The sequence below is a fragment of the Bradyrhizobium sp. URHC0002 genome, assembly GCF_054059515.1.
Map to the genome: position 1 here is coordinate 2,256,130 of NZ_JBSSCF010000001.1, position 26,778 is coordinate 2,282,907.

25 protein-coding genes are annotated in these 26,778 nt (G+C 63.6%); 10 read left to right on the forward strand and 15 right to left on the reverse strand.

The window, feature by feature from the left end:
• Positions 1–10 precede the first annotated feature (10 nt).
• The 3 genes from ACVWVY_RS10715 to ACVWVY_RS10725 form a co-directional block, all read right to left on the reverse strand.
• Positions 11–841 (reverse strand): sulfite exporter TauE/SafE family protein, encoded by an 831-nt coding sequence (locus tag ACVWVY_RS10715; RefSeq protein ID WP_456626340.1) that lies wholly within the window; start codon positions 839–841, stop codon positions 11–13.
• A 263-nt stretch (positions 842–1,104) separates the two neighbouring features.
• Positions 1,105–2,487, reverse strand: a complete 1,383-nt coding sequence (locus ACVWVY_RS10720) for a flippase (protein WP_456626341.1) — start codon at positions 2,485–2,487, stop codon at positions 1,105–1,107.
• Positions 2,488–2,708: 221 nt separating this feature from the next.
• A complete protein-coding gene (locus ACVWVY_RS10725; protein ID WP_456626342.1) occupies positions 2,709–3,545 on the reverse strand; it encodes a protein-disulfide reductase DsbD domain-containing protein in 837 nt (278 codons plus the stop codon).
• 135 nt (positions 3,546–3,680) lie between these two features.
• On the opposite strand from ACVWVY_RS10725, the gene ACVWVY_RS10730 reads away from it, so the two are divergent.
• Positions 3,681–4,331: a YqgE/AlgH family protein gene (locus tag ACVWVY_RS10730; protein ID WP_456626343.1), complete on the forward strand. Its 651-nt coding sequence runs from the start codon at positions 3,681–3,683 to the stop codon at positions 4,329–4,331.
• Between the two features lie 115 nt (positions 4,332–4,446).
• Here the strand turns inward: ACVWVY_RS10730 and ACVWVY_RS10735 are convergent, their stop codons facing one another.
• Together ACVWVY_RS10735 and ACVWVY_RS10740 are read right to left on the reverse strand one after the other, a co-directional pair.
• On the reverse strand, positions 4,447–5,334 hold the full coding sequence (locus tag ACVWVY_RS10735) for a TauD/TfdA dioxygenase family protein (RefSeq protein ID WP_456626344.1): 888 nt from the start codon (positions 5,332–5,334) through the stop codon (positions 4,447–4,449).
• A gap of 98 nt (positions 5,335–5,432) precedes the next feature.
• On the reverse strand, positions 5,433–6,212 hold the full coding sequence (locus tag ACVWVY_RS10740) for an SDR family NAD(P)-dependent oxidoreductase (RefSeq protein WP_456626345.1): 780 nt from the start codon (positions 6,210–6,212) through the stop codon (positions 5,433–5,435).
• A gap of 100 nt (positions 6,213–6,312) precedes the next feature.
• On the opposite strand from ACVWVY_RS10740, the gene ACVWVY_RS10745 reads away from it, so the two are divergent.
• From ACVWVY_RS10745 to ACVWVY_RS10755, 3 genes are all read left to right on the forward strand, one after another.
• Entirely contained in the window at positions 6,313–6,831 is a 519-nt protein-coding gene (locus ACVWVY_RS10745; RefSeq protein ID WP_456626346.1) for an N-acetyltransferase family protein, read from the forward strand.
• A gap of 26 nt (positions 6,832–6,857) precedes the next feature.
• Positions 6,858–7,592 carry an SDR family NAD(P)-dependent oxidoreductase gene (locus ACVWVY_RS10750; RefSeq protein ID WP_456626347.1) on the forward strand — a complete coding sequence of 245 codons (735 nt, stop codon included), beginning with the start codon at positions 6,858–6,860 and terminating at the stop codon, positions 7,590–7,592.
• Between the two features lie 120 nt (positions 7,593–7,712).
• A complete protein-coding gene (locus tag ACVWVY_RS10755; protein WP_456626348.1) occupies positions 7,713–8,087 on the forward strand; it encodes a CsbD family protein in 375 nt (124 codons plus the stop codon).
• Positions 8,088–8,172: 85 nt separating this feature from the next.
• Here the strand turns inward: ACVWVY_RS10755 and ACVWVY_RS10760 are convergent, their stop codons facing one another.
• Together ACVWVY_RS10760 and ACVWVY_RS10765 are read right to left on the reverse strand one after the other, a co-directional pair.
• Entirely contained in the window at positions 8,173–9,960 is a 1,788-nt protein-coding gene (locus tag ACVWVY_RS10760; protein ID WP_456626349.1) for an SGNH/GDSL hydrolase family protein, read from the reverse strand.
• A 158-nt stretch (positions 9,961–10,118) separates the two neighbouring features.
• Positions 10,119–11,510, reverse strand: coding sequence for a lytic murein transglycosylase (locus tag ACVWVY_RS10765; RefSeq protein ID WP_456626350.1), 1,392 nt, complete (start codon positions 11,508–11,510; stop codon positions 10,119–10,121).
• 249 nt (positions 11,511–11,759) lie between these two features.
• On the opposite strand from ACVWVY_RS10765, the gene galU reads away from it, so the two are divergent.
• Complete coding sequence (gene galU, locus ACVWVY_RS10770) at positions 11,760–12,641, forward strand: UTP--glucose-1-phosphate uridylyltransferase GalU (protein ID WP_456626351.1); 882 nt, start codon at positions 11,760–11,762, stop codon at positions 12,639–12,641.
• A 138-nt stretch (positions 12,642–12,779) separates the two neighbouring features.
• On the opposite strand, the gene ACVWVY_RS10775 is transcribed toward galU, so the two are convergent.
• A complete protein-coding gene (locus ACVWVY_RS10775; RefSeq protein ID WP_456626352.1) occupies positions 12,780–14,306 on the reverse strand; it encodes a sensor domain-containing diguanylate cyclase in 1,527 nt (508 codons plus the stop codon).
• 133 nt (positions 14,307–14,439) lie between these two features.
• Here ACVWVY_RS10775 and ACVWVY_RS10780 point away from each other — a divergent pair, with 133 nt between their 5' ends.
• Positions 14,440–14,697, forward strand: a complete 258-nt coding sequence (locus ACVWVY_RS10780; protein WP_456626353.1) for a DUF7662 domain-containing protein — start codon at positions 14,440–14,442, stop codon at positions 14,695–14,697.
• Between the two features lie 147 nt (positions 14,698–14,844).
• On the opposite strand, the gene ACVWVY_RS10785 is transcribed toward ACVWVY_RS10780, so the two are convergent.
• The 3 genes from ACVWVY_RS10785 to metG form a co-directional block, all read right to left on the reverse strand.
• The gene (locus tag ACVWVY_RS10785; protein ID WP_456626354.1) at positions 14,845–17,721 is read right to left on the reverse strand and encodes an EAL domain-containing protein; all 2,877 of its coding nucleotides are present in this window, start codon (positions 17,719–17,721) and stop codon (positions 14,845–14,847) included.
• Between the two features lie 120 nt (positions 17,722–17,841).
• The gene (locus ACVWVY_RS10790) at positions 17,842–18,840 is read right to left on the reverse strand and encodes an NAD(P)H-quinone oxidoreductase (RefSeq protein ID WP_456626355.1); all 999 of its coding nucleotides are present in this window, start codon (positions 18,838–18,840) and stop codon (positions 17,842–17,844) included.
• Between the two features lie 181 nt (positions 18,841–19,021).
• Positions 19,022–20,599 (reverse strand): methionine--tRNA ligase, encoded by a 1,578-nt coding sequence (metG, locus tag ACVWVY_RS10795; RefSeq protein WP_456626356.1) that lies wholly within the window; start codon positions 20,597–20,599, stop codon positions 19,022–19,024.
• Between the two features lie 287 nt (positions 20,600–20,886).
• Between metG and ACVWVY_RS10800 the strand changes: the two genes are divergently transcribed.
• Complete coding sequence (locus ACVWVY_RS10800) at positions 20,887–21,078, forward strand: DUF1192 domain-containing protein (protein WP_456626357.1); 192 nt, start codon at positions 20,887–20,889, stop codon at positions 21,076–21,078.
• Between the two features lie 511 nt (positions 21,079–21,589).
• Positions 21,590–22,102 carry a protease adaptor protein RcdA gene (gene rcdA / locus ACVWVY_RS10805; RefSeq protein WP_456626358.1) on the forward strand — a complete coding sequence of 171 codons (513 nt, stop codon included), beginning with the start codon at positions 21,590–21,592 and terminating at the stop codon, positions 22,100–22,102.
• A 120-nt stretch (positions 22,103–22,222) separates the two neighbouring features.
• Here the strand turns inward: rcdA and rpmE are convergent, their stop codons facing one another.
• A complete protein-coding gene (gene rpmE, locus ACVWVY_RS10810; protein ID WP_108514241.1) occupies positions 22,223–22,450 on the reverse strand; it encodes a 50S ribosomal protein L31 in 228 nt (75 codons plus the stop codon).
• A gap of 180 nt (positions 22,451–22,630) precedes the next feature.
• Here rpmE and ACVWVY_RS10815 point away from each other — a divergent pair, with 180 nt between their 5' ends.
• On the forward strand, positions 22,631–24,487 hold the full coding sequence (locus tag ACVWVY_RS10815) for an ABC transporter ATP-binding protein/permease (RefSeq protein WP_456626359.1): 1,857 nt from the start codon (positions 22,631–22,633) through the stop codon (positions 24,485–24,487).
• A gap of 77 nt (positions 24,488–24,564) precedes the next feature.
• A complete protein-coding gene (locus ACVWVY_RS10820) occupies positions 24,565–24,765 on the forward strand; it encodes a hypothetical protein (protein ID WP_456626360.1) in 201 nt (66 codons plus the stop codon).
• Positions 24,766–24,866: 101 nt separating this feature from the next.
• On the opposite strand, the gene ACVWVY_RS10825 is transcribed toward ACVWVY_RS10820, so the two are convergent.
• The 3 genes from ACVWVY_RS10825 to ACVWVY_RS10835 all read right to left on the reverse strand — a co-directional run bounded on the left by ACVWVY_RS10825 (position 24,867) and on the right by ACVWVY_RS10835 (position 26,737).
• Positions 24,867–25,121, reverse strand: a complete 255-nt coding sequence (locus tag ACVWVY_RS10825) for a hypothetical protein (protein WP_456626361.1) — start codon at positions 25,119–25,121, stop codon at positions 24,867–24,869.
• Between the two features lie 69 nt (positions 25,122–25,190).
• Complete coding sequence (locus ACVWVY_RS10830; RefSeq protein WP_456626362.1) at positions 25,191–25,640, reverse strand: GNAT family N-acetyltransferase; 450 nt, start codon at positions 25,638–25,640, stop codon at positions 25,191–25,193.
• A 68-nt stretch (positions 25,641–25,708) separates the two neighbouring features.
• Positions 25,709–26,737, reverse strand: coding sequence for a peptidoglycan -binding protein (locus ACVWVY_RS10835; RefSeq protein WP_456626363.1), 1,029 nt, complete (start codon positions 26,735–26,737; stop codon positions 25,709–25,711).
• Positions 26,738–26,778: the final 41 nt, after the last annotated feature.

Consider the following 26,778-nt stretch of genomic DNA (forward strand, 5'->3'; position numbering starts at 1 on the left):
GGGAGCGCGCCTAGTGGGCGACGCTCCCGGTTACCGCCGCGATGCTCGCCGTCGACAGGTGCAACTCATTGAAGCCAAGTTTGCCGGCGATCAGAATCAGAACGGTGGCCAGCAGCAGCCTGAGCACCGTCTCCGGGACACGAACCGCGCAGTAACTGCCGATAACGATGCCGGGCAGCGAGCCCATCAGCAGCACTCCCATCAGCGCCCAGTCGACCGAACCCATGGCCCAGTGGCCGATGCCGGCGACCAGCGTCAGCGGCACGGCGTGCGCGATGTCGGAGCCGACAATGCTCGCCATCGGCAGTCGCGGATAGAGCAGCAGCAGCGCGGTGACGCCGACCGCGCCGGCGCCCACGGACGAAATCGAGACCAGCACACCGAGCGCCACGCCAACCACCACGGTCGCGTAGCCGATCGTCGAGGCGCCGAGCCGTTCCATGCGCCGACGGTATCGATCCATGATCGCCTTGCGGAAGATCAACGACGTCGCCGTCAGGATGAGCGCAAAGCACAGCACCAGATTGACCAGGCTGCGCGCGGAATTCCCGTTGAGCTCGAGTTGCCAGAGCACAAGCAGCGTGACGACGCTCGCCGGGATGCTGCCGCTGGCGAGACGCATCACCGCCGGCCAGTGAATGCTGCGGGCCACGCCATGCACCAGGCTGCCGCCGGTCTTGGTCGCCGCGGCGTAGAGCAGGTCGGTGCCGACGGCGGTCGACGGGTGGATGCCGAACAGCAGGATCAGCAACGGCGTCATCAGCGAGCCGCCGCCGACGCCGGTCATCCCGACCAGCAGGCCGACGCCGAATCCCGATGCAACGTAGAGAGGATCAATCATTTCCGGGGTCAGATCATTTGAGTCCGTCGAGTATATAGCAATGCCAGCACGGGCGTCCCGATCGAACGAGATAAGAATGTTTTATGTGCGCATCGGAAGCGCCGGATATTTTCTCTCATATGCCGATACGACCGTGGTGGCGTTCTCAAGTCTCAAATGCGGCGGTCGCGGGGCGCCGATGGAGCGCGAGGTCGTACGGACCCGCCGACAGCCGTCCATTTCCGGGCCTGAAAAGACCGGCGCGATGTGGCGTGTTTGCTGTCCTATTGGTCCTGAGATCGGCGCTTGCCGAACGCCAGCACGTGCAGTCCGAGCCGCCGGCGCACGATCCAGAACAGCAGCACCGTCTCGAACGCCAGCGAGATCGAGGTCGCAGCCGCAGCACCATGGCCGCCGAAGCGCGGAACCAGCATCACGCACAGCACGAGGTTCATGACGAAGGCGAGCGCATAGGCCAGCGCGCAGATGTGCTGGTGGCCGAGCATGTTGAGCAGCCGCTCGACCGGGCCGATGGCGGAGCGCACCACGAGGCCAATCGCGGCAATGAACATGATGTCGTAGCCGACCACGAATTGCGGCCCGAACAGCCACAGCAGCGGCTTGCCCACCGCCAGCAGCAAAATGGTCGCGGCCAGCGACGGCCAGAACGTCCACTGGATCGCGTGCGCCACATAGGCCGACAGCCGCGGCTTGTCGCCCTGCGCGTGGTACTCGGCAAAGCGATGCGCCGTCGTCGCCGCCATCGCATAGTGAATGAAGGAGACCAGCGCCAGCGTCTTCACCACGGCGAAATAGACGCCGACTTCTTCGGAGGAGCGGAATTGCTGCAGCACCAGCACGTCGGTGTAGGACAACAGCAGATAAAAGCTTTCCACCAGCAGGATCGGCAGCGAGATCGCGAGCCAGCCGCGGAAATCATAGGCCTTGGGGCCAGGTTCGATGTGGCCGCCGAGCCTGCGGTTCAGCACGATCATCTGCCCGATCATCGCGATCCATACCGCCGCGGCGCTGGCCCCCATCGCGGCGGTGGCGCCGAGATTGAAGCCGAGCGCGAAGGCGCCGGCGGTCAGCCCGATGATCAGCGACTGCCGCACGATGAATTGCGGCATCAGCCCGAGCCGCATCCAGTCGTGCGAGCGGGCGATGCCGTCCTGGGTGTTGGCGACGACAAACGCCGGCAGCGTCAGGCAGCCGATATAGAGCGGAACGATCGCATTGGCGTCGATCCACGGCGACAACCCTTTCACCACGCCCGCCAGCAGCAGCGAGACGACGGAGGAGACGGCGAACGTGATCCAGCGGCTGCCGGCGAGGAAGCCGCGCAGCAGGGCGTGTTCGCCGCGGGTTCGATACTCCGGAATGATCTTCTGCGCGGATGCCGAGATGCCGAAATCCATCATGCTGCCGAGCAGCAGCACCCAGGTCCAGACATAGACGTAGACGCCGTAATCCGACCCGCCCATCCAGCGCGCCAGCAGGATCTGTGAGAAATAGGCGAGCGCTGCGCTGAAGACGCGGATGACGAAGATGGTGCCGGCCAGCCGCCGTGTGACGGAGGCCTCACTGGAGCCGCCAAGCAGCGCACGCAGGCGCGCGATTACGCCGGCAGGCGAGGCGGTTGCGGATTGGGTATCCATCACGGCCACAAGGGTGCATCCCCGAAACGCGCCGCGAGGCGGCGGCGATGCCCGGATGTATCAACCATTCGTTAAGATTCGGTTGGGTGGGCCGCCCTCGGTGTCGTCCCTGCGAAAGCAGGGACCCATGACCACAGGGAGCAGTTACTTCAAAAGGTGTCTGCCAGACTGCCTCACGACAACCGCCGCGGCGTATGGGTCCCCGCGTTCGCGGGGACGACGAGAAACCGTCAGTTCAAACTGACATTGAACTCGTACGCCCGGTCGCCGCTGACCAGCGTCAGTTTGAGCGCGGCGCCTTCGGCGCTGGCGCCGGGCGGCAGGCCGTCGAGTTCGAAGGTAAAACGTTTGACGCCGGGCGGGCTTTGCTCGGCGAGCCTGGGAACCGGCAGCGCCCAGTCCGGCGTCGGCCCCTCGACGAACAGGCTGACCTCCTTGGCGTCGGGCGCCGTCACGTCGACCAGCACGTTGCTCTTTCCCTCGCGCTTGACGTCGCGGATGGTCAGCGGATTGGGGTCGCCGATATTGGCGGGCTTCGGCACGGTATTGAGCGCATCGGACAAATTGCCGTCCTCGGTGCTTGCGACGCTGGCAAACGCGAGTTCAGCTTGGGCTTCGACCGGAATGCAGAGCTTGTCGCAGACGGCATAACTGACGTGGGCGCGCAGCGTCACCGGCTTGTCGGCATTCTTGGCGACGATCCGCAGCGGCAATACGACCTGCTGCTTGTATCCCAGCGCGGTGCCACCGGCGCCGTCGTCGAATTTCTTCGGTGCCGGCCACAGCACGGTCACGGCTTCGACATTGTCCGATTTGGAAAAGTCGAAGCGGGGCGGAACGCCGGAATCGCCGGGGGTCCGCCAATAGGTCTTCCATCCCGGCTGCAACTGGATTGCAACGCCGCCAAGCAACACCGTGCCGCTGCGCGATCCCGCCAGCAACCGCACTGCGGAATGCGCGTCGCGTTGCCATGGCGAGGCATCCTCGGCGCGAACCTCCGACGTCGCACACGCGACACATAGGGCGGCGACGCCGAGCGCGGCGCGCAGGGGAACCATCACGATCATGGCACGTCTTTACAGGCAAGTTGCGGCGCAAACCATTGAATTGCGTGTGATCGGCCGCCGAATGATGCCGGAAGCTTGATTGACAGAAACCGCACCCGATATCAGGATATGACTCAGCAAGAGAGGCCTTTGCGGATGAGCCCTGAAGGCAAGAAACCGAAGCCCGTTCGCCGCAAAGCCGCCGGCATTGGCGATAATTCGCCCGGCGACGGTTATCTGGACGGCCAGCTGCTGATTGCCATGCCGGTCATGGGCGATCCGCGCTTCGAGCGCTCCGTCATCTACATGTGCGCGCATTCGTCGGAAGGGGCGATGGGCATCATCGTCAACCGTCCGGCCGGCAGCATCGATTTTCCCGGCCTGCTGGTGCAGCTCGACATCATCCAGAAGGCCGACCAGATCAAGCTGCCGGAAAACGCCGAGAGCATGCAGGTGCTGAAGGGCGGCCCGGTCGATACCGGCCGCGGCTTCGTGCTGCATTCGAGCGATTTCTTCATCCAGGACGCGACGCTGAATATCGACGACGGCATCTGCCTGACCGCGACGGTGGACATCCTCAAGGCGATCGCCCAGGGCACCGGCCCGAAGCACGCGATCCTGGCGCTGGGCTATGCCGGCTGGGCGCCGGGCCAGCTCGAGAACGAGATCCAGCACAATGGCTGGCTGCATTGCGACGCCGATCCGGACCTGGTCTTCGGCGACGACGTCGATGAAAAATACCTGCGCGCGCTGCGCAAAATCGGCATCGATCCCGGGATGCTGTCGAACGAAGCCGGGCACGCGTAGCTCCGATTCGTAGGGTGGGCAAAGCGAAGCGTGCCCACCATTCACGACAACGGTTTGGATAGATGGTGGGCACGGCGCAAGTGCGCCTTTGCCCACCCTACGGCCTGCGAGATCGTTACTCCGCCGCCTGCTGCTGCACCGTCGGTTCGGTGCCGGCCACCGTCGCGCGCCGCATGTCGCGGGGCTGCGACTGGTCGTAGCGCCGGACGCGGTGCATGGTCTGGCGGTTGTCCCACATCACGAGGTCATGCAACGTCCATTTATGAACGTGGACGAATTCCGGCTGCGTGGCGTGCTCGGTGAGATCGCGCAGCAACAGCCGCGCCTCGGGCATGCTCATGCCTTGGATGGCGCCGGCATGCGATGACAGATACAGCGACTTGCGGCGATGCACCGGATGGGTCCGCACCAGCCGTTGTAGCACCGGCTTGAACATCGCTTTCTCTTCGTCTGTATAATCCAAGAAGCCAAGCGAGCCGCGCGAATACATCAGCGAATGCTCGCAGATCATGTCCTCGATCTCGGCCTTGGTGTCGTCGTCGAGCGCGTCATAGGCCGCGCGCATGTCGGCGAATTCGGTGTTGCCGCCCTTGGGGTTCACCACCCGCGCCGACAACAGCGAAAACTTTGCCGGGATCGGGCGGAACGAGCTGTCGGAATGCCACAGGCAATTTCCGAGATTGAACAGATGGGCCCGGCTGTCGCGCGGCAGGGGTTTGCCGTCCTTGCCGAGGTTGGAGACGTCGTTCAACCCCGTGGTCAGGCGATAGTCTTCCTTCTTGGTGATGTTGCCGCCGCGTGCACTCTCGCGCTCGCCGAAATTCAGCGCGAAGGCCAGTTGCTGTTCGTCCGTGATGTCCTGGTTGCGGAACAGCAGCACGGCATATTTGTCCATGCCGGCCTCGATGTCGGCCGCTTCCTGCGGCGTCAGGGGATTTCGCAAATCAACGCCCGAAACCTCGCCGAAAAAATGCGGATGAAGCTGCCGGATCGTGACCGTCATGGCGTCTCTCCTGAAAGCGGCGGGCGGTTTGTCCCGCTCTGTTTGAGAGAAAAGTTACTCTCCAACGTATCCAAGTCAACGCTGCGGACGCATGCCCGCTACGCATTTCGAGCCATCAACCCGCCGTCCACGGGGATGACCGCGCCGGTCAGGAACGAGGCCGCCGGCAGGCACAGGCTCAGCGTCATGTGCGCGACTTCCTCAGGCTCGCCGTAGCGGCCGAGCGCGGTGCGGCGTTTGGCGTAGATCGCCTTGTGCTCGGCGGCGATCCGGGCGGTCATGCCGGTGAGGATCGGCCCCGGGCAGATGCAGTTCACCGTGATGCCGTCGCGGCCGAGCTCGACCGCAAGCGAGCGCGTCAGGCCGACGACGCCGGCCTTGGCGGCGGAGTAGGGACTGTGCAATGCGGTGGCGCCGAGCGCCTCGGTGGAGGCGATATTGACGATCCGCGGCGATTTCGATTTGCGCAGGTAAGGCAGTGCAGCGCGGATGATGCGCTGGTGCGCGGTCAGCATGACGGCCAAGCCCTTTGCCCAGGCCTCGTCATAGCCGTCATCGTCGATCGCTGCGCGCACGGAGATGCCGGCATTGTTGATGACGATATCGAGCCCGCCGAAATGCGCCGCGACTTCGTTGACGACATCGGTGATGTTGTCGCGGTCGGCAACATCGAGCGTCCAGGCTTTTGCCGAGCCGCCCCTTGAAGCGATCTCGCTGGCGACGGCCCGCGTGGCCTCCGCGCTGATATCGGTAACAGCGACATTGGCGCCGTCGCTCGCGAACACGAGCGCCGTGGCGCGTCCCATGCCGCTGGCGGCGCCGGTAACGAGAACGGTCAGGCCTTTGACCGAGCGGCTGAGCTCTTTGAAATCTGACATGATGCGGTCCGGGCAGGAGATGCGAGGGTGCGCGTTGCAGGATTGACAAGGCTGGCACCGATCCGCAGACAGGTCAAACGAAGTCCAGCGAGGTGCAATCGTGACCAGTATTGGCGGCCCGCAGATACGTCGCCTGGAGCCTGGAGACGCTGCCCTGTACAGGGAAATCAGGCTGGAAGCGCTCCAGCGAAATCCCGAAGCATTCGGCAGCACGTTCGAGAGAGAAAACGCGCAACCGCTATCGTGGTTCGAAGCGGCCATTTCCCGCGCGGATATCTTCGGAGGATTCCATGATGGGCGGCTTATGGGAGTAGCCGGATTTGCCGCACAGGAAGGTACGAAGCACGCGCATAAGGGATTGCTTTGGGCCATGTATGTTCGAAGTGCTGTGCGAAAATCCGGGCTTGGGAAAATACTTGTCGCAGCTGTTCTCGATCATGCGCGCGAGCGCGTGGAGATGGTTCAGTTGACCGTGGTGAGCGAGAACGAAGCCGCGCGCCGGCTTTATGAAGCGATGGGCTTTGTCGAGTACGGTTATGAAAAACGAGCCCTCAAACATGGCGGGCGATATTTCGACGAAGTTCTGATGGTGAAATTCCTCGACGAAGGTCTAAGCTAAAGCCTAACAAGAAAAGGATCGCAGCGATGAACGAACTGGATTTCAGCGGCAGGCAGGTGCTGGTGGTCGGCGGCTCCAGCGGCATCGGCAATGGCATCGCGCAGGCCTTCCGCGTCAAGGGCGCGCAGGTCGCCGTCTGCGGCACCCGCGCAAGTGCAGCCGATTATTCGCCTGACGAAGGTTCGCATCTCGAAGGTCTCGACTACTTCCGGCTCGATGTCAGTAATACGCAGGTGATCGAGGCCTTGAAGCCGCCGTTCGAAAAGCTCGACGTGCTGGTGCTGGCGCAAGGTGCGGTGATCTACCGCCGCGGCGAATTCGAAATGGATGGCTTTCGCAAGGTGCTGGAAGTCAATCTGATGAGCCTGATGGCGTGTGCGACCAAATTCCATGCGATGCTGAGCGCGAGCCGGGGTTCGCTGATCATCGTCAGTTCGACCGCCGCCTACCACTCCACCATGGGCAATCCGGCCTATAACGCTTCGAAGACCGGCGCGGTGGGGTTGACGCGCACGCTCGGTGAGGCGTGGGCCGAGAACGGCATCCGCGTCAACGGCATCGCGCCCGGTCTGGTCGACACCAAGATGACCAAGGCGACGACATCAAATCCGAAGCGCCTCGAAGGCGCGCTGGAGCGGATCCCGCTGAAGCGGCTCGGCACGCCCGCCGACATGGCAGGCGCGGCGCTGTTCCTGGCCTCGCCGCTTTCGTCCTATGTCATCGGTCAGACCATCGTGGTCGATGGCGGGCTTATACTTTGAGCCAAGTCTTCTACTTTGAGCCAAGTCTTCTGAAGCGTTCTGAATCGAGGCATTTGGAGCGCTTTCAGGAACCCGAAAGGGTCTCGCCGGTTACATCCTCTGAAAACAGGAGAAACCGCGATGGACAAGGATCGAATTGTCGGCTCGGCCAAGGATTTTGCCGGTAAGGTCGAAAGCACTGTTGGCGACATGGCTGGCGATGCGAAAACGCAAGCCGAGGGCCGCGCGCGCGAAGCCGCCGGCTCGGTGCAAAATCTCTACGGCCAGGCCAAGGATGCCGCCCGCGACGCCACCGATACCGCCGTCAACTATGCCAAGGACGCCTATGAAAACAGCGGCGACACCGTTCGCAGCGGCCAGAAAGCGGTAGCGAAAACCGTGCAGGAAAATCCGCTCGGCGCGCTGTTGGTTGCAGGTGGAATTGGATTCGCGCTGGCGCTGTTGATGACGCGCCAGCCGCGCCGCCCCCCGCAACGCTGGCGCTATTACGGCTAGCTCGGTCCTGAATAGTTGCCCGGTCCCTGAATAGTTAGCCCGGCGATGCAATGCATCGTCGGGAAACGCGCGTCTCACGGTGACGTCAGAATCGCGTGAGATTGCCCGGCGGAACCGGCGGGACTTCGGCCGATCGTCCGACATTACCCGGCGGGCGCGGCACGCCCGGGGCCACCGGTCCACGCGGCGGTGCGGCCGCAGGCGGCGCGGGCTGACGCGGCGCCGCACCGAAGCCGCCGAAGAAGTCGCGCAGCGACGGCCCGGTGGTTGGCGCGGGTCGGAGCTGCATCGGCGGCGGCTGCTGCTGCTGCTGCTGCGGCTGCCTCTTCTGTTGCTGGAACGTTTGCTGCGGCGGCGGAAGCAAGAGCTGCTTCTGTCCGGGCACCGGCGCCACCGTTCCGCTCGGCGATGTGGCTGCCATCGGCGTATCGCCCTTGGCCTGCTCGCGGCCGATTTCCCGGCGCGGCCAGGCGTAATCGTCGGCGCGGCCGGCTGGTGCCGCCAGCGCTTCACCCTTCACCAGCGTGCGCGCAGCGAGCGCATCCACCCCGGCGGGGCGCGAGCCGGGACCGCCGAGCAACTGATCGGTGCCGACAGAAGAGGCCACCAGCGGCATGACCGGTCCGGCCAGCGGACGCGGCGCCGGTTGACCTGGAACGACATTGGCGTCGGGCGTTACCGGCTCGATCGGCACGGCGATCGGCCCGGAGCGTGAAGCGAGCAGGCGCGTCACCTCGCGCTCGACATAATGCGCGAGCTTGCGGGCGCCGGCCTTGGTGAAGAAGATGCCGTCGTCGGAACGCAACTTGCGGGGCTGGCCCTCAAAGTCGGGACCCCTCTGCATGAAGCGGCCGCCTTCGTCGACAAAGCCGTCCCAGACATCGACATAGGTGATGCCGGCCTTGCCGGCCCCGTCGCGGTACAGGGCATCCAGGAACAGCAGGTCGGACGTTCCCTTTTGCCCGCGGATCGCAGGCAGGCCGACCCACAACACCGGCACGCCCTTGGTTTTCAGCACGCCAATCAGCTCTTCGATCTTCTTGGCGTAGAGTTCGACCCAGCGCTCATCGCGAAACTCATAGAGCCCGCCGCCCGCGCGCGCGCCCTTTTCGGGGGCTGTGATTTGCGGCGCATCATCGTCCTCGGCATCGTCAGCCTTCGCGGTATCAGTCTTCGCGGTATCAGTCTTGGCAGTGTCTGCCTTGGTTCCATCAGCCTTGGCAGTATCGGTCTTGCCAGCATCGGACTTGGCGGCATCAGTCGAGCCTTCAGGCTTGGACTTTGCATCGCCCGGCTTGGCGCGCGCGTCTTTCTTGTCTTCCTTCTTGTCGGTCTTCTTCTCGGTGAGCGCCTCGCGGATCGCTACCCGATCGTGGAGCCCGAGCATGACGACGATGGCGTCAGGCTTTTCGGTGGCGAGGATGCCCTTGGCGGCCGCGGCCCAATCGGCGGGGTCGCCGCGCGGCTGATACTTGATCAGGCCGGAGACGGTCTTGTGCTTGCGGATCACGCCCATGTCGGGCTGCTCGGCATAGGCGTCTTCCAGGCCATAACCTAGCCAGTCCGCCGTGGCGTCGCCCAGCACCAGCACGTTACGTTCCGGCACGGTGTCGCGCTTGGCGGGCCCGGGCGCACGGGAGAAGTCCTGGCGTGGCGCCTGCTGCTGGGACGGCGATTGCTGGAATGGCTGGAAGAAATCGCCGCCAAACCAGCCGCCGCCGCTGCGCGGGGCCGGCCGCGACGGGCCGCCGAAATTGAAAAACTGCGCCGAGGCGGGGCCAACGATCCCGATCAAAAGCGCGATTGCAACCGCCAGTGCCACCAGCGGGCCGGTGTCGGTGAACACGCGCAAAAAGGACTTTGGCTTTCGCATCCGGCTCGATCGCAATGGGTCGTGATGTGTCAAATATAGTAACGGAATCGGGCCGCAAGCGGGCAGATTTTCCCCATAAATCGGGGTTCCGGCCTGACCGTCAAGGCTTGTGCCGAATTGTGGCTTTCAGGGTTACTTTCGGGCCTGAAAACCTGATTTTACCGCCCTCGCAGCCGTTCCAGCACGTCGGACGAGGCAAAGCCGTCCGCCGGGGCCCCGATCGAGGCCTGGAAGCTGCGGAGCGCCTCCCGCGTCTGGCCGCCAAACTGGCCGTCCGGCGTGCCCTTGTAGAAGCCGCGCTGGGCCAGCAACTGCTGCAGTTCCAGCCGCTCGGCACGCGACAGCACCCGTTCCTGCCGCGGCCAGGGCTGCACGAAGGCGGGTCCGCCGCGCAGGCGGTCGGCAAAATGGCCGATTGCCAGCGCATAGGCCTCCGCCGGGTTGTATTTCATGATCACGCGGAAATTCTGCAGCATCAGGAAGCCGGGTCCCTGCGCGCCGGCCGGCGCCAGCAGGTAGGCCTTATCGGTCGCGTCAGGGAACGGCTTGCCGTCGGCCCGCTTCATTCCCTGGCTTTGCCACTGCGCGATCGTCATCGCCTTGGCCTTGTCCGCCAGCATGAAGTTAAAGCCCTCCGGCAGCACCACCTCGTAGCCCCAGCTCCGCCCGGTCTGCCAGCCGTCCTTCTTGAGGTTGTTGGCGGTCGACGCAATCAGGTCGGCGGCGTTGTCGACGACGTCGCGGCGGCCGTCGCCGTCGCCATCGACGGCGTAGCGCTTGAAGGCGGTCGGCATGAACTGCGTCGGCCCGAACGCGCCGGCCCAGGAGCCGCGCATCTGTTCGGGGCGCAGATCGCCGCGGTTGAGAATTTCCAGCGCGGTGAGGAATTCGTCCTTGAAATAGGCCTGGCGGCGGCCGACGCAGGCCAGCGTCGCCGTCGAATTCACCACGTTGCGGTCGCCCATCTGGGTCGAGTAGTTGGATTCGATACCCCAGATCGACGCAATGATGTAGCGGTCGACGCCGGAAGTTTTCTCCACCGCGTCGAACTGCGGCTTGTACTTCGCGAGGATCTCGCGGCCCTTGGCGAGGCGGTTGTCGTTCACGAGGATGTCGAGATAGTCCCAGATCGCCTTGGTGAATTCGGGCTGAGAATCCATCAGGTCCATGATGCGCAAATCAGGCGCGAGGCCGGTGGTGAAGCGCTGGAAATTTTCCTGGGTGATGTTGCGCCGTGCGGCATCAGGCCACATCGCGGCGACGCAGTTTTGAAAATTCGCCGCCGCTTCCCGGATCGCGGAAGCCGTCATCAGCGGATGGCCGGAGGAACCATCCTCGCCGCTCCAAGGGGGCGCCGCCGCCGGACTGCCGTCCGGGCCGGGCGCGGCCTGTGGCGCCGGGCCGGATTTCGGACCGGAGAAGATGTTGCCGAGAAAGTTCGAAATCCCGTCGTTGCCGGAGGATTGGGCCTGGGACGGGCTGACAAAAACGGCCTGGCTGGAACACACCAGCGCCGCCACGATTAGCATCGCGCCGGCTCGATTGGTCATCGCTCGTTCAGGCAAACCCATTCAGTGTCCGTCCGTTGCTTCTCACCCCGGTTCAGAAGGCCCTGCCACGGTTTCCAACAGTTTAACAGAGGCGGAATTTCGTTGTCGCCCCCGGCCAGCGCAAGGGGAGGCGAAACAATTGGCACCATACATCCGCCTTTGTTGGGGGATGCAAACCGGCTACCAACGTGCAATCAAAGCACTTTCCCCGTTCCCAAAACTCCTCATTTCCAAGGCCCCCTAGATCCCATGAAAATCCGTAAAGCCGTTTTTCCGGTCGCCGGTCTCGGCACCCGCGTCCTGCCCGCCACCAAGGCGATGCCGAAGGAAATGCTCACCATCGTCGACAAACCACTGATCCAGTATGTGGTGGATGAGGCCAAGGAAGCCGGTATCGAGCATTTCGTCTTCGTCACCGGGCGCAACAAGGGCGTGATCGAGGATCATTTCGACCGGATGTTCGAGCTCGACACCACGCTGGCCGCGCGCGGCAACAAGAAGGCCGAGCAGGACATTTTGGCGCGCGACCAGCCCGAAGCCGGCGCCACGAGTTTCACCCGCCAGCAGGCGCCGCTCGGCCTCGGCCACGCGGTCTGGTGCGCGCGCGACATCGTCGGCGACGAGCCGTTCGCTGTGGTGCTGCCGGACGAACTGGTGCTGAACAGCCCGGGTTGTCTGAAGCAGATGATCGAGGCTGCCGAAAAACTCGGGGCTAAGTCCAATCTGCTCGCGGTGGAGGCGGTGCCCGAGGATCTCACCCATCAATACGGCATCTGCGGCGTCGGCAAGCGGCTCGCCAAGAACATGTTCGAGGTCGACGGCATGGTGGAGAAACCGCCGAAGGGAACGGCGCCATCAAACCTTTCGATCACCGGGCGCTACATCCTGCAGCCGGAGATCTTCAAGATCCTGGAGACCCAGGAGCGCGGTGCGGGCAACGAGATCCAGCTCACCGATGCGATGAAAACCCTCGCCCGGACGCAAAGCTTCTATGGCGTGGAGTTCGAGGGCGAGCGGCACGATTGCGGCTCGAAACCCGGCTTCCTGCGCGCCAACATCGCCTACGGCATGGCGCGCCCCGATCTGCGCGACGGCCTGCGCGCCGAGATGAAGAAGTATCTGGAGAAGTGAGGAGGGGGACGTCTTCAGCGTTCCCCGCTGTCATCATCCGCGAAGGCGGATGATCCAGTACTCCGGGGCATTACTAATTGATCCTAAGCGGCGCGGCGTACTGGATGCCCGCCTTCGCGGGCATGACGAGGCTGCGCCTTACGCCACCAGCGCGAGCTGCGGGATGGCCGCGACTACAGACTGATTGCGGCCATTGGTCTTGGCCGCATAGAGCGCCTTGTCGGCGGCTCCGATGAGATCGGACCAGCTCAATGGCCCTGCGGGCGTCATGCTCGCCACACCGATACTGACGGTGGTCACGCTGGGGTCTTCCGCCCACTGTTCGACCTTCAGGCGGATGTTCTCGGCGACGGTGAACGCTTCCACCGCCGAGAGGCCCGGCAGCAGTACCGCGAATTCCTCGCCGCCGTAGCGCGACGGACAGTCGCCCGAGCGTCGCACCGCGTCCGAAATGCAGATCGCGATGCCGACCAGCACCTGGTCGCCGGCCTGATGCCCGTAGGTGTCGTTGTAGGCCTTGAAGTGGTCCGCATCGATCATCAGTACCGCGACGGGGGTCTTGCTGCGCGCCGCCCGCCGCCATTCCAGGTCGATTTCGGAATCGAATTTGCGCCGGTTCTTCAGACCGGTGAGCGCATCGGTGGTTGCCAGCTCCTCCAGCTTGTGCTCGGCCTCGGCGCGGCGGCCGATCTCGCGCGCGAGGAACAGCGTGGTGCCGACCACGAACAGGATCAGCGTCAACATGACCGCCCCAATCCGCAGCACCTCCCGGTGCCAAAGGTTGAGGATGCTCGCCAGCGGCTTGCCGACCACGACAAAGAACAAGTTCGTGCTGCCGCTTCGAACGTAAAGCCGCGGTGTCGGATCGACCGGCCCGACACCGGCATAGGCGCTGCCTTCCTTCAGATTGTCCGCGCGCCACTTCGGCCGCTCCGCCAGGTTCTTCCCGATGACATCGAGGTCGAAAGGCGTTCGCATGATGATCAATCGATCGCGGCGCAGCACCGTGATCGTGTCGCCGGGGTTGAGGGTCAGCCGGCCGAACAGATCGTGGAAATAGCTGAAACGGATCGAGCCCACCACGACGCCGAGAAAGCCACCATCGGCATCGTTGATGCGCCGGCTGAGCACGATCGAGAAGGCGCCGCGGCGCAGCATCGGGCGGCTCATGTACAGGCCTATATCGGGATTGGCGCGATGGACCTGGAAATACTCCTCGTCGCTGCGATCCTCCGGCACCGGATCGAGGGTTGCCGCATCGTTCGTCAGCTTGCCCTGCGCGTCGAATATCTGGATCACGCCGAAATGCTTGGCGGTGGCGGCGTGATCGAACAGGATCAGGTGCTGGATCTCCTTGCTGACGCCCTTGATCTCCGGCATCACCAGGTTGCTGGCGACGGCGCGCAGCGACAGATCGTAGAGTTCGATATTGCGGCTGATGTCGGAATCGATGCCGGCTGCGAGATTTTCCAGAGTCTGGCGTGCCAACTCTTCCTCGCCGCGGCGCATCTCGAGCATGACGCTGGTGCAAATCGTGGAGAAGCCGATCACGGTCGCGATCGACGACGCGATCAACAGCTTCGCGCCCAGGCGCCAGGGCCGGCGGCCGGAGTCCGTCCTGAACCAGCCAATTCTGGTTACGTCGCTTTGCCGTCGAAATAGCATAGACCGCTCCAATCCTTCCGGTATGCGGCCGGATATGTTGTTGCAGCCTTAAACGGCGACAGCGATATGATAATCAGTTAACGCTTGGTTGCCGGGAGCTACGGTTTTTCGCAAATCGCCATTGGAGACACGGGTGAACGACTACGATCTGCTGCGGGACTATCTGAAAAAACAGAAGCTTCCCGAATTCGTGCTGAGCTTCGAGCAGATCGAGGAGATCCTCGACGCAGCCCTGCCGCGCGCCGCGCATCGGGCGTCGTGGTGGGAAACCGAGCGCAGCCCGCAGGAGAAGATGCCGCAGCGCGAAGCCTGTCTCGAAGCAGGCTACATCGCGACGCGGCAGGCGGATGGCAAGAGCGTGAAGTTCAAGAAGATGCCGGTGCGGCGGTGAGTTTCGCTGTCATCACCCGCGAAAGCGGGTGATCCAGTATTCCAGAGACGTTGGTAATTGAACCGAAAGGCCGCAGCGTACTGGATACCCGCCTTCGCGGGTATGACGACGCGTTGGTGTGAGGTGCGTCCGACACTCGGCGCGGCGTCAGCTCGCCGCTTCCAACCGTTCTTCCGTCAGCAGCCGCATCGCGGCGTCGGCATCCATCGGCTCGCCGAAGGCAAAGCCCTGGGCGTATTCGCAGCCGAGCTGATAGAGCTCGACCGCATCCGAATCCGTTTCCGCGCCTTCCGCCACCACGTCCATGCCGAGGTCGTGGGCGAGCGCGATGATCGATTTCAGGATCACCGGGCGGGTGCCGCGGCTGGTGGTGCGCACGAAGGACTGGTCGATCTTGATGGTGTCGAAGGGAAAACGTTGCAGATAGGCCAGCGATGAATGCCCGGTGCCGAAATCGTCGAGCGACAGCCCGGTGCCGAGTTCGCGGATGCGGGTCAACATCTGCGCCGCGTGCTCCGGGTTTTCCATCACCAACGATTCCGTCAGTTCCAGTTTCAGCGTGCCGCGCGCCACCGAGGAGCGCGACAGCACGGTGCGGATATCGTGGATCAGATCGTGGCGCAGCAACTGCCGCGAGGAGACGTTGACTGAGGCGAAGATCGGCTCGCGCGAGCGCATCGCGCGCTGCCAGATCGAAAGCTGCCGCGCGGTCTGGTCCATCACGAACATGCCGAGATCGACGATCAGGCCGATTTCCTCGGCAATCGCGATGAATTCCGACGGCGACATCCGGCCGAGCTTGGGATGGTCCCAGCGCGCCAGCGCTTCGAAGCCGGCGATCGATCGGTCTTCCAGCCGCACGATCGGCTGGTAGAGAATGGTGATTTCCTGCCGCTCGATGGCGCGGCGCAGTTCGCTTTCCAGCGTCAGGCGGTCGGTCTTGCGGGCGCGCATCGCCGGCTTGTAGACGTCGATGCGGTCGCCGCCGATGCGCTTGGAGTGATACATCGCAAGCTCGGCGTCCTTGATGATCTCCTCGGACAATTGCGTTTGCGGATCCGACAGCGCGAGCCCGATCGACGCAGTCAGGAAGATCTCGCGGTCGTTGAAGGCGATCGGTGCGCGGATGGTTTTGCGGATGGTTTCGGCGAACGCGGTGATGCGCGCCGGATCCTGCTCCGACAACAGAATCAGGCCGAACTGGTCGCCGGCCAGCCGCGCCAGCGTGTCCTGCGGTTTCAGGATGCGCGTCAGCCGCCGTGCCAGCGTCAGCAGGATGGAGTCGCCGACCGAGATGCCGACGGAATCATTGACCTGCTTGAAACGGTCGAGGTCGATCACCATCAGCGTCGGCCGCAGCGACGGCATGCTCTTGGCGAAATTGGCGACCGCACCAAGGCGGTCCATGAACAATTTGCGGTTCGGAAGACCGGTGAGGTTGTCATGCACGGAGTCGTGGAGCATGCGCTCTTCGGCGTTCTTGATCTCGGTGACGTCGGTGAGCGTTCCGACCACGCGCGAGACCTCGCCGTCGGAGCCGACCACCGGGCGCGCCTTCAGCGCGAACCACATGAAATGGCCGTCGGGGGTGCGCAGGCGGAAATCCTGCACCAGCCGGCCGCGGCGCTGGTCGAGCACGCTGTCCAGCGCCGCCCGGAAGCGGTCCTGGTCGAGCGGGTGCAGCACCTCGAGCCATTTCGCCGCCGGGCCCTCCAGCGTGCCGCGTTTCAGCCCGAGCAGGCTTTCGGTCTCCGGGCTGGTGAACACCTTGTCGGCGGAGACGTCCCAGTCCCAGATCAGGTCGCCGGAGCCCGTCAGCGCCAGCGCGCGGCGTTCGACGTCGGAGACGATGCCGGTGGTCGCGCCGCCGCCGGCGAAGGCGTGCTGCATCACCGTAAATCCGATCAGCATCACGATCAGCACAAGGCCGCCGAGCAGGGCGGGACCGACGATGTCGTTGGTGACGCTGCCCCCCACCGTCATGCCGGCCGCGATCACCCAGACCACCAGCAGGAACCAGGTCGGAATCAACAGCACCGCGCGGTCGAAACCATGGGTCGAGAGATAGACGATCAGCGTGAAGCCGGCGAAGGCGATCAGCACCAGCGAGATGCGCGCGATGCCGGAAGCGACCGCGGGATCGAACAGCGCCAGCGCCACCAGCGAGCCGAGGAAGGCCAGCCAGCCGACGGTGATGTGGGAATAGCGCACATGCCAGCGGCTGAGATTGAGATAGGCGAACAGGAACACGAGAAGCGTCGCTGCCAGGATCGCTTCGCCCGCCGCGCGCCAGACGCGCTCGGCGTTGTTCGACATGTCGAGCACCTTGCCCCAGAAGCCGAAATCGACGCCGATATAGACCAGCACCGCCCAGGCCAGTGCGGCCGCCGCCGGGAACATGATGCTGCCCTTGACCACGAACAGGATGGTCAGCACCAGCGCCAGGAGTCCGGAGATGCCGATCACGATGCCCTGATACAGCGTGAACGAGTTCACCTTGTCCTTGTAGGCGTCGGGTTCCCACAGATAGAGCTGCGGCAGTTTGTCGGTGCGCAGTTCGGCGACGAAGGTGACGACGGCGCCGGGATCGAGCGTGATGCGGAAGATGTCGGCGGTAGCGCTTTCCTGGCGCTCGGGACGATCGCCGACCGACGGCGTGATGGTTGCGATGCGCGACAGGCCGAGGTCGGGCCACAAGAGGCCGGACGACACGATGCGATAATGGGGCGCGACGATCAGGCGGTCGAGCTGGTCGTCGGTGTTGTTGGCAAGCGCGAACACCACCCAGTTCTGCCCGCCCTCGCGGGCGCGGACCTCGATGCGGCGGACGATGCCGTCGGTTCCCGGCGCTGTCGAAACCTGGATCCGGTCGGTTTCGCTGCGCTGATGGTCGAGCACGGCGGTGAGGTCGATGGCAGGCGCGTCACTGCGGACGCTAACAGCGTCAATGGCGTGCGCCGGAGGCGCCGCCGCAACAATCATGAGGCCCAGCGCAACCAGCGCCAGGCACCTGATCAGACGCAATGTCAGTACTCCGCGACCAACGATTCTCCCGGCCCAGCGAACGGGTCGGCGTAGCCGCGATAAATGACATGAAAGCAAAGCGAATCAAAGGGTTTCCGCCTTCACTCCGCGCGCGATTGGCTATACAGCCAACACAATTTTGCCAATATGTGCGCTGGTCTCCATGCGCCGGTGCGCGTCGGCAGCTTTTTCCAGCGGGAATGAGCTGTCCATCAGCGGTTTTACACGTCCTTCGCGTAATAGTGGCATGACCCTGGCCTCGATTGCCGCGACCATCGCTGCCTTATCCGCATTAGTACGGGGGCGCAGTGTGGAGCCGGTGTGGGTCAGCCGCTTCACCATCACCTTGGCAATGTTGACGGTGACCTTGGGTCCGTTGAGGGTTGCGATCTGCACGATACGGCCATCGACCGCGGCGGCGTCATAATTGCGATCGACATAGTCGCCGGCGACCATATCGAGAATGAGGTTGGCGCCCGCATTGTTGGTCTCCGCCTTGACCACGGCGACGAAGTCCTCGGTCTTGTAGTTGATGGCGCGGTCGGCGCCGAGTTTCAGGCAGGCGTCGATCTTGTCCTGCGAGCCGACGGTCACGATCACTTTGGAGCCGAAAGCCTTGGCAAGCTGGATCGCCATCGTGCCGATGCCGGATGAGCCGCCGTGGATCAGCAAGGTTTCGCCCGGCTTCAGCGCGCCGCGCTCGAACACATTGTGCCAGACCGTCATCAGCGTTTCCGGGAGCGCGCCGGCTTCCTGGATCGAGAGCGACGGCGGAACCGCCATCGCCTGCGCGTCTTGCGCGATGCAATATTGGGCGTAGCCGCCGCCCGCCACCAGCGACATCACCTTGTCGCCGAGCTTGTGCTTGGCCGCGCCTTCGCCGAGGGCTACCACCTCGCCCGCGATTTCAAGGCCGGGCAGGTCGCTGGCGCCGGGCGGCGGCGGGTAGGCGCCGGAGCGCTGCGCGACATCAGGGCGGTTGACGCCGGCGGCCATCACCTTGACCAGGATCTCGCCCGGACCGGGCACGGGCAGGGCGCGGGTTTCGGGCAAAAGCACTTCGGGGCCGCCGGGCTTGCTGATGCCGACGACGGTCATTTGCGCGGGCAGCTTATCCATAGTTTTTCCTTGCAGGGGTTTTGAAGCGGAGCATGGCATAACGCCTTTTCGGGTGAAGTGAAATGTCCCTCATGCGCCCGATCCTACCCGCCGAACCGGGCCACCAGATGGTTGGCTTTTTCGCGGGTGATTTTGGTTACGAGTGGGTCCAGCCGCACTACCCGCTTTCCCGCGCCGCTATTCAAAACCGGTCCGCTCGGACCGCACGGCCAGCGTGGAATAGCTGGCCTTCGCCAAATGCACGAAGCACGGTCTCGGAGAGAGCCGGAATGACACTCCACGCCAGCGCCGCGGACAAACGCACGAGGTTCAATCCCGTCCGGGTTGCGACCGCTGCGCGGGCTGGATCGGATTTGACGGTCGTCCAGGGCGCGGCGTGCTGGAGATAAGCGTTCGCCGCGTTCCATATTGCCCGGGTTTCGGCGGCGGCGCGGCGGAATTCGCATGCCTCGTGAAGTGTTCGAAGGGTCGCTATGCGATGGTCAAGTTCGGCGGCCAACGACGTCTCCCGTGTCGAAGGCTCGCCACCCCCGGGAATGCGGCCGTCGAAGGCCTGATGCGTGAAGCTGACGATCCGGTTGACGAGATTACCGAAGATGTCGGCGAGGTCCTTGTTTACATCGGCCACGAACCTGCCGGCGTTGAAGTCGGTGTCCGACGTTTCCGGAGCGTTGGCGATCAGCCACCAGCGCCAGAGGTCCGATGGCAGTTCCTCCAATGCCTGATCGGTGAAGATTCCGCGCCCTCTGCTCGTGCTGAATTTGCCGCCGTGGTAATTCAGCCAGTGGAACCCCTTGATCACATCCACCGTTTTCCATGGCTCCCCTGACCCGATCAAGGTCGCCGGAAAGCTCACGGTGTGGAACGGCACGTTATCCTTGCCGAGAAACTGGATGTATTTGACGTCCTCGGCGTTCCACCACCACTCCCGCCAATCCCGGTGGTGCGCTTCGGCCCATTCCTGCGTTGCCGCGATGTAGCCAATGGGCGCGTCGAACCAGACATAGAACACCTTCTGTTCAAATCCTGCACGCGGCACCGCTACGCCCCAGGCGAGGTCGCGCGTGATGCAGCGATCCCTGAGTTCGGAGGTGAGCCAGCTTTTCGCCAGCGAGACGACAAAAGGCGGCCAGCCGTTCCGGCTCTCCACCCACTCGCTCAACTTTTCGACCAGCAGGGACTGGCGGAGAAACAGGTGCCGGCTTTGACGGATTTCCAGCGAGGTATCGCCCGACAGTGAGGATCGTGGCCGGATCAGTTCGGGAGGGTCGAGAAGAACTCCGCACCCATCGCACTGATCGCCCCTGGCCTGCTCGAACCCGCAATGCGGGCACGTTCCGACTACATATCGGTCCGGAAGAAACCGCCGATCCACCGCCGACCAGATTTGACGGACCTCGCGCTCCTCGACCAGTCCGGCGGCGTCCAGCCTGCGGTAGAAATGCTGCGTCAGCGCCTGGTTTTGCAAAGACGAAGTTCGCCCGAAATGGTCGAACGACAGGCCGAACCGCCGATAGATATCCGCCTGAACCGCGTGCTGCTCGTCGCAGAAGGCCCGCACATCCTGCCCGGCCTGGATTGCGCCGAGTTCAGCGGGCGTTCCGTGTTCGTCGGTGCTGCAGATAAAGAGAACCTCGTCGCCGATCTGCCGTCTGAAGCGTGCATGGACATCGGCCGGAAGAAGCGAGCCGACGAGATTGCCGAGGTGCTTTACGCCGTTCACATAGGGGAGTGCACTGGTAATGAGAATCTTTGCCATTGAAGCGATCTTTCGCGCATGAGGATGCCGAACCCCGGAAAATCAAAAAGCCCTCCCGCGTGACCGGAAGGGCTTGGATTCGGCTTGTGCCTTGGCGCAAAAATGCGCGCGCTATCCCGTCCGGTCAGACTCCATGCGGTCGGGCCGGGGCATTCGAGTCAGGAACTGCGCGCTTGCAAAAATCACTTCGGAATCTCCGAGAACTTGCGCAGAATAACACGCCACGGCAAAGATGCCAGATGCGGTTGAACTGTCAACACCGCGCGATTTAAGGGTTGGAGAAGCGCATGGCGATCGAGGATGACGACAAGCCGCGGAAGAAGATCACCCACGAAATCGGCCAGGACCTGTCGCTGCTGTCGGTCGAGGAATTGACCGAACGCATCGCGCTGATGACTTCGGAAATCGAACGGCTGCAGCAGGCCGTCACGAAGAAGCGCGCGTCGAAGGATGCCGCGAACAGTTTCTTCAAGACGTAGAATTCACACTCTCACGCTCATCACGTCGTCCCTGCCTCGTGCGCAATTGCGCACCGGGCGCAGGGACCCATACGCCGCGGCCCATCTTGTGGCAGGCCGCTGGCCGACTTCCTGCAAATCACAATTGCCGGTGGTTATGGGTGCCTGCGTTCGCAGGGACGTCGGAGTCAATTCCAAAACTCGGCCACTGGCCGACATGGCAAATAATCTCTGAAGAAAATCGCTCGTTTACGAAGGATTAAGCTTTCTCCTTTATGACTGGCCTCGTCCTCGTTTGGACACCGAGTGGCTCCTGTCCACTCTGTTTGACGCCTCCCTGTTATCAACTTCAAAAGCCGCCGGAAACGGCGGCTCTTTTTTGTGCGCAGGACGGCTATTTTGTGCCCCCATACGCTGGAAACCATAAATCCGGTTGCCGCTGGACTCTCGCCCGGACAAGCGCAATGATTTGTTCATCATAAGCCGGTGGTTCACAGCCGGTGGGGCAAGTAGTGGCGTGAGGGCGTTAACCATGGCGGACCGTTCGTATAGCGAATCCGCGCTCGTTCAGTTCAGCGAGCGGCTCACCAATTCCGCGGCGTTCGGAACCCTGTTTCGGGAAGGCATGGATCTGGTTGAGGAAACCGCCGCCTATCTCGACGGCGACGGCCGCACCGAGGCGAAGGCGCTCGAACGCTCTGTCAGCCTCACTTACGCAACCGAAAGCATGCGCCTCACCACCCGCCTGATGCAGCTCGCGTCCTGGCTGTTGCTGCATCGTGCAGTCAAGGAAGGCGAGATGACGCTGACCCAGGCCAATCGGGAAAAAACCAAGGTCAAGCTGTCGGCCGCCGATCCCGGTGCCGAGGACATGATCGCCAAGCTGCCGCAGCAATTGCAGGACCTGATCGCGCGCTCGATGAGCCTGCAGGCGCGGGTTCGCCGGCTCGACACCACGATCCACGCCTCACCAGCGGAGCGGGCCCCGATCGGCAACCCGCTGGTGCCGCAGCTCAACCGCCTGAAGGCGGCTTTCGAGCAGTAATTTCAGTCTCCGTCATTGCGAGCCACCGGGTGGCTCGCGGTGACGGTGAGAAACAAAAAACGCCCCGGAAACCGGGGCGTTTTGCATTTCTGGGCCGGAAAGGCAGGGGTCTGAAAATCCTCAGTCCTTCTTGAGGAAGCCCGAAAACTTCTTCTGGAAGCGCGACACGCGGCCGCCGCGGTCGAGCAGCTGCTGCGAGCCGCCGGTCCAGGCCGGGTGCGACTTGGGGTCGATATCGAGGTTCAGCTTGTCGCCTTCCTTGCCCCAGGTGGAGCGGGTCTGGTACTCGGTCCCGTCGGTCATCACGACCGTAATCGTATGATAATTCGGATGAATTTCGGCTTTCATGGCATATCCTTCGGCGCGCCGGCGCCCGTCGCAAAAGTCAGGGGATACGGGATTTGGCGGCTCTATAACGTAACCCGCCCGCCAAAACAAGCTACGTATAAGCCCTGATTGGGAATCTGCCGGATTTGCCAGACGGCCCCCGTGGGGCCTATCTGGGGGCGGCAAAACCGGTCGGATTTCATGAGCGCAGCGGAACAGCTTGAAGACGTCAAAACCGTGCCCCCGCGGCGCGATGCCCTGCTTGAGGAAGAGGCCTTCATCGAAGCCCAGCTGACGCAGTCGCCGGCCAAGACGGGCGCCAAGCTCCGCCCGCTGCTGGCGCTGGCGCCTTACGTCGCGCGCTATCGCGGGCGCGCGGCGCTCGCCTTCATCTCGCTGACGGTTGCGGCGATCACCACGCTGGTCGTGCCGATCGCGGTCAGGCGCATGATCGATTTCGGCTTCAGCCCCGAAGGCATCGCCCTGATCAACAGCTATTTCAGCGTCATGATCGCCATTGTCGCGGTGCTGGCCGCGGCCAGCGCGTCGCGCTACTACCTCGTGATGACGATCGGCGAGCGCATCGTCGCCGATATCAGGCGCGACGTGTTCGCGCATCTGGTCTCGCTGTCGCCGGCCTTCTTCGATTCCGCGCGCTCAGGCGAACTGGTGTCGCGGCTGACGGCCGACACCACCCAGATCAAATCCGCGGTCGGCGCCTCGGTGTCGATCGCGCTGCGCAACATGATGCTGTTCATCGGCGCCGCCGCCATGATGGTGATCACGAGCCCTAAACTGTCGGGCTTCGTGCTGCTGGCGATCCCGCTGATCGTGATTCCGCTTGTCGCGTTCGGGCGCTGGGTGCGGCGGCTGTCGCGCAACGCGCAGGATACGCTGGCGGACGCCAGCGCCTACGCCTCCGAGCTGATCGGCGCGATCAGGACCGTGCAGGCCTATACCAGCGAGCGGCTGGCGACCAGCCGCTTCGGCGGTGACGTCGAACAGGCCTATGAGGCGGCGCGCAGCTCGACGCGGGCGCGGGCGGTGCTGACGCTGATCATCATCTTCATCGTGTTCTCCAGCGTCGTGGCGATCCTCTGGGTCGGCTCGCACGACGTGCTGACCGGGCAGATCACGCCGGGCCGGCTCGGCCAGTTCGTGCTGTATGCGGCGTTCGCGGCGACCGGTCTCGGGCAGCTCAGCGAGGTCTGGGGCGAAGTCTCGGCAGCCTCTGGCGCCGCCGAGCGGTTGTTCGAGATTTTGCGCGTGAAATCGCAGATCACGGCGCCGCCGAAGCCGGTGGCGCTGCCGCAGCCTGCGCGCGGCGATGTCGGTTTCGACAGTGTCAGCTTCGCCTATCCGACGCGGCCGGAGGTGCTCGCAATCGACAACGTTTCGTTCGCGGTCAAGGCCGGCGAAAAGGTCGCAATCGTCGGACCGTCGGGTGCGGGCAAGAGCACGTTGTTTCACCTCCTGCTACGCTTCTACGATCCCGCGCGCGGCACGATTTCGCTCGACGGTGTGCCGGTCAGATCGGCCGACCCGGTTGACGTTCGCGCGCGCATCGCGCTGGTGCCGCAGGACACGGTGGTGTTCGCGGCCAGCGCGCGCGAAAACATCCGCTTCGGCCGGCCCGACGCCAGCGACGCCGAGGTCGAGCGCGCCGCCGATCTGGCGCACGCCACCGAATTCCTGCGCCGCCTGCCCGGCGGCTTCGAGGCGCAACTCGGCGAGCGCGGCGTGACGCTGTCCGGCGGCCAGCGCCAGCGCATCGCGATCGCGCGCGCGATCCTGCGCGACGCGCCGCTGCTGCTGCTCGACGAAGCCACTTCCGCGCTCGATGCCGAAAGCGAGACGCTGGTGCAGACCGCGCTGGAGGAATTGATGCGCCACCGCACCACGCTGGTGATCGCGCATCGCCTCGCTACCGTGCTGTCCTGCGACCGGATTATGGTGATGGATCAGGGCAGGATCGTCGAACAGGGTACGCATACCGAGCTGGTTGCAGCGAACGGGTTGTACGCGCGGCTGGCGCGGTTGCAATTTGAGGGAGTATAAAAAAGACGGGAACCAGAACGTCGCGTGGCTGTTGCAACCTCGTTCTAACCTTAAGTCAGATCGGACAGGAGAGAGGTATGCCTTACCGCCGCGGAGGTTTTGCGCTTACGCCGCCGTCGCTCGTGATATTCGTGATTTCGCTGGTGCTGGCGGCTCTCGCCTTTCTCGTTCATTATGCTCACGTTTCCGTCCCGATCATCGGCTCGTCGCGAGTCTTCGACGTCCTGACCATCGCCTATGTCGTATTGATGGTTGGCGTGCTGTTTCGGGGTGTGTGACGCTTTGGCAGCGTCCCAAGCTTCCTGCGTCCCAAATCCTCCTGCATCCAGGTCTTCCAAAGCCGCTTCCGCTATCGCAGCGTCATCGCTGCCGATAGCGGTTAGCGATCCTCGCGGCATTTTGGCGATAGTATCGGCACGTTCGACCACGGCCAGTTTTTCCAGGAGCCGTCTTTCCCGACGCATGCCGCCGACGATGTGGTTGGCGCCGATGCATCGGTGCCATCGGGCGACGTCGCCTTTTTGTCCGTCTCGGTGGCAGCGAGGTGCCGATCCAGATAGGTCTCAGACAGCAATCCGGCGACGATCACCACCAAAAACGTCGCCGAGCCCTTGGCAAATTCGGCCCGCGTCATCGTTTCGTCTCCGTTGTTGAGTTGCGCAGTCGGCCTACCGCACCCCACTCGTCCGGCCTGTGATGACGATCACGGCCTCCATGTCATTCGCAACACCGGCCGCCCCGATGTCGGGTTGACGTCCTCCCCGGCATGCCCAAAGCCGTTGCGCTCGTAGAAGCGGATGGCGCGGGCGTTATCCTTGTTGACCTCCAGGGTAACGCCGTCGGGCGACAGGCGTTTCGTTTCATCGACCAATGCGGTGGCAAGTTTCGAGCCCCAGTGATCCGGGCTGACCACGAGCTGGTCGAGATAGCCGCTGCCATCGATGATTACGAAACCGGTCAGGGCTTGCGCCTGTTCGGCGACGATGATCGATGCATTCGGCACCAGTTCGCCCCGCCAGCGCTCGCGCCACCACGCCACGCGCGCGGTGAAATCGATCGAAGGATAGGCCTGCTGCCACGTTAGCCGCCACAGCTCGATCGCAGCGTCTTCGTCCTCGGCGCGATAGGGACGAAGCGTGAAATCCGCGGTCATCGCGTGGCGACGTTTTTGTTGGGCATGATCTGATCCGAAAACCGGTGCCCACTTTTCGGGATCATGCCCTACCGTTCCGTCAGCTTCAGTTCGATGCGACGGTTGCGCTTGTAGGCTTCCTCGGTGGGAGCGGTGTCGAGCGGCTGGAATTCGGCAAAGCCGGCGGCGACCAGCCGCTGCGCGGGGACGCCGAGGAAAATCAGATATTGCACCACGGAGATGGCGCGCGCCGACGACAATTCCCAGTTCGATTTGAACAGCGGCGAGTTGATCGGCCGCATGTCGGTGTGGCCGTCGACCCGCAGCACCCAGGCGATCTCGCTCGGAATCTGCTTGTCCAGATCCATCAGCGCGGTGGCGAGCTTGTCGAGTTCGGCGCGGCCCTCGGGCAGCAACAGCGCCTGGCCGCTATCGAAGAAAACTTCCGACTGGAACACAAAGCGGTCGCCGACGATGCGGATGTCAGGGCGATTACCCAGAATGGCGCGCAGGCGGCCGAAGAATTCCGAACGGTAGCGCGATAATTCCTGCACGCGCTGCGCCAGTGCGACATTCAGGCGCTGGCCGAGATCGGCAATCCGCCCTTGCGATTCCTTGTCGCGCTTTTCGGAGACTTCCAGCGCTTCCTCGAGCGCCGCGAGCTGGCGGCGTAGCGCGCTGATCTGTTGGTTCAGGACCTCGATCTGGGCGAGCGCGCGCGAGGTCACGGTCTTTTCGGATTCGAGCGCCTTGTTGAGCTCATTGGCGCGACCCTGGGCGTCGCCGCCGGCGCCGGCCAGCCCGTCGTAAAGCCCCTTGATGCGGTCGCGCTCGCCTTCGGCTGCGGCGAGGCCGGCGCGCAATTGCCCGATCTGGTCGTCGAGCGTGAGCTTGCCGAGCTTTTCCAGCGACAGCAGGTCGTTGAGCTGCGCGATCTTGGCGTTGAGCTGCTCCAGAGCCTTGTCCTTGCCGGTGACTTCCTGTGACAGGAAGAACTGCACCACCAAAAACACCGACAGCAGGAACACGATCGACAGCACCAGCGTCGACAGTGCGTCGACAAACCCCGGCCAGTAGTTGAAACCGGTTTCGCTGCGGCGGGCACGGGCGAGGGCCATTCGAAATTCTCTATCTCTTGGGTTGACGCATTGGCGGCAGT

Coding starts and splice junctions, on each gene's coding strand:
- ACVWVY_RS10715 (WP_456626340.1), bottom strand. CDS start 841: ATGATTGATCCTCTCTACGTTGCATCGGGATTCGGCGTCGGCCTGCTG.
- ACVWVY_RS10725 (WP_456626342.1), bottom strand. CDS start 3,545: ATGATCGTGATGGTTCCCCTGCGCGCCGCGCTCGGCGTCGCCGCCCTA.
- ACVWVY_RS10730 (WP_456626343.1), top strand. CDS start 3,681: ATGAGCCCTGAAGGCAAGAAACCGAAGCCCGTTCGCCGCAAAGCCGCC.
- ACVWVY_RS10735 (WP_456626344.1), bottom strand. CDS start 5,334: ATGACGGTCACGATCCGGCAGCTTCATCCGCATTTTTTCGGCGAGGTT.
- ACVWVY_RS10740 (WP_456626345.1), bottom strand. CDS start 6,212: ATGTCAGATTTCAAAGAGCTCAGCCGCTCGGTCAAAGGCCTGACCGTT.
- ACVWVY_RS10750 (WP_456626347.1), top strand. CDS start 6,858: ATGAACGAACTGGATTTCAGCGGCAGGCAGGTGCTGGTGGTCGGCGGC.
- ACVWVY_RS10755 (WP_456626348.1), top strand. CDS start 7,713: ATGGACAAGGATCGAATTGTCGGCTCGGCCAAGGATTTTGCCGGTAAG.
- ACVWVY_RS10760 (WP_456626349.1), bottom strand. CDS start 9,960: ATGCGAAAGCCAAAGTCCTTTTTGCGCGTGTTCACCGACACCGGCCCG.
- ACVWVY_RS10765 (WP_456626350.1), bottom strand. CDS start 11,510: ATGACCAATCGAGCCGGCGCGATGCTAATCGTGGCGGCGCTGGTGTGT.
- galU (WP_456626351.1), top strand. CDS start 11,760: ATGAAAATCCGTAAAGCCGTTTTTCCGGTCGCCGGTCTCGGCACCCGC.
- ACVWVY_RS10775 (WP_456626352.1), bottom strand. CDS start 14,306: ATGCTATTTCGACGGCAAAGCGACGTAACCAGAATTGGCTGGTTCAGG.
- ACVWVY_RS10790 (WP_456626355.1), bottom strand. CDS start 18,840: ATGGATAAGCTGCCCGCGCAAATGACCGTCGTCGGCATCAGCAAGCCC.
- metG (WP_456626356.1), bottom strand. CDS start 20,599: ATGGCAAAGATTCTCATTACCAGTGCACTCCCCTATGTGAACGGCGTA.
- ACVWVY_RS10800 (WP_456626357.1), top strand. CDS start 20,887: ATGGCGATCGAGGATGACGACAAGCCGCGGAAGAAGATCACCCACGAA.
- rcdA (WP_456626358.1), top strand. CDS start 21,590: ATGGCGGACCGTTCGTATAGCGAATCCGCGCTCGTTCAGTTCAGCGAG.
- rpmE (WP_108514241.1), bottom strand. CDS start 22,450: ATGAAAGCCGAAATTCATCCGAATTATCATACGATTACGGTCGTGATG.
- ACVWVY_RS10815 (WP_456626359.1), top strand. CDS start 22,631: ATGAGCGCAGCGGAACAGCTTGAAGACGTCAAAACCGTGCCCCCGCGG.
- ACVWVY_RS10820 (WP_456626360.1), top strand. CDS start 24,565: ATGCCTTACCGCCGCGGAGGTTTTGCGCTTACGCCGCCGTCGCTCGTG.
- ACVWVY_RS10825 (WP_456626361.1), bottom strand. CDS start 25,121: ATGACGCGGGCCGAATTTGCCAAGGGCTCGGCGACGTTTTTGGTGGTG.
- ACVWVY_RS10830 (WP_456626362.1), bottom strand. CDS start 25,640: ATGACCGCGGATTTCACGCTTCGTCCCTATCGCGCCGAGGACGAAGAC.
- ACVWVY_RS10835 (WP_456626363.1), bottom strand. CDS start 26,737: ATGGCCCTCGCCCGTGCCCGCCGCAGCGAAACCGGTTTCAACTACTGG.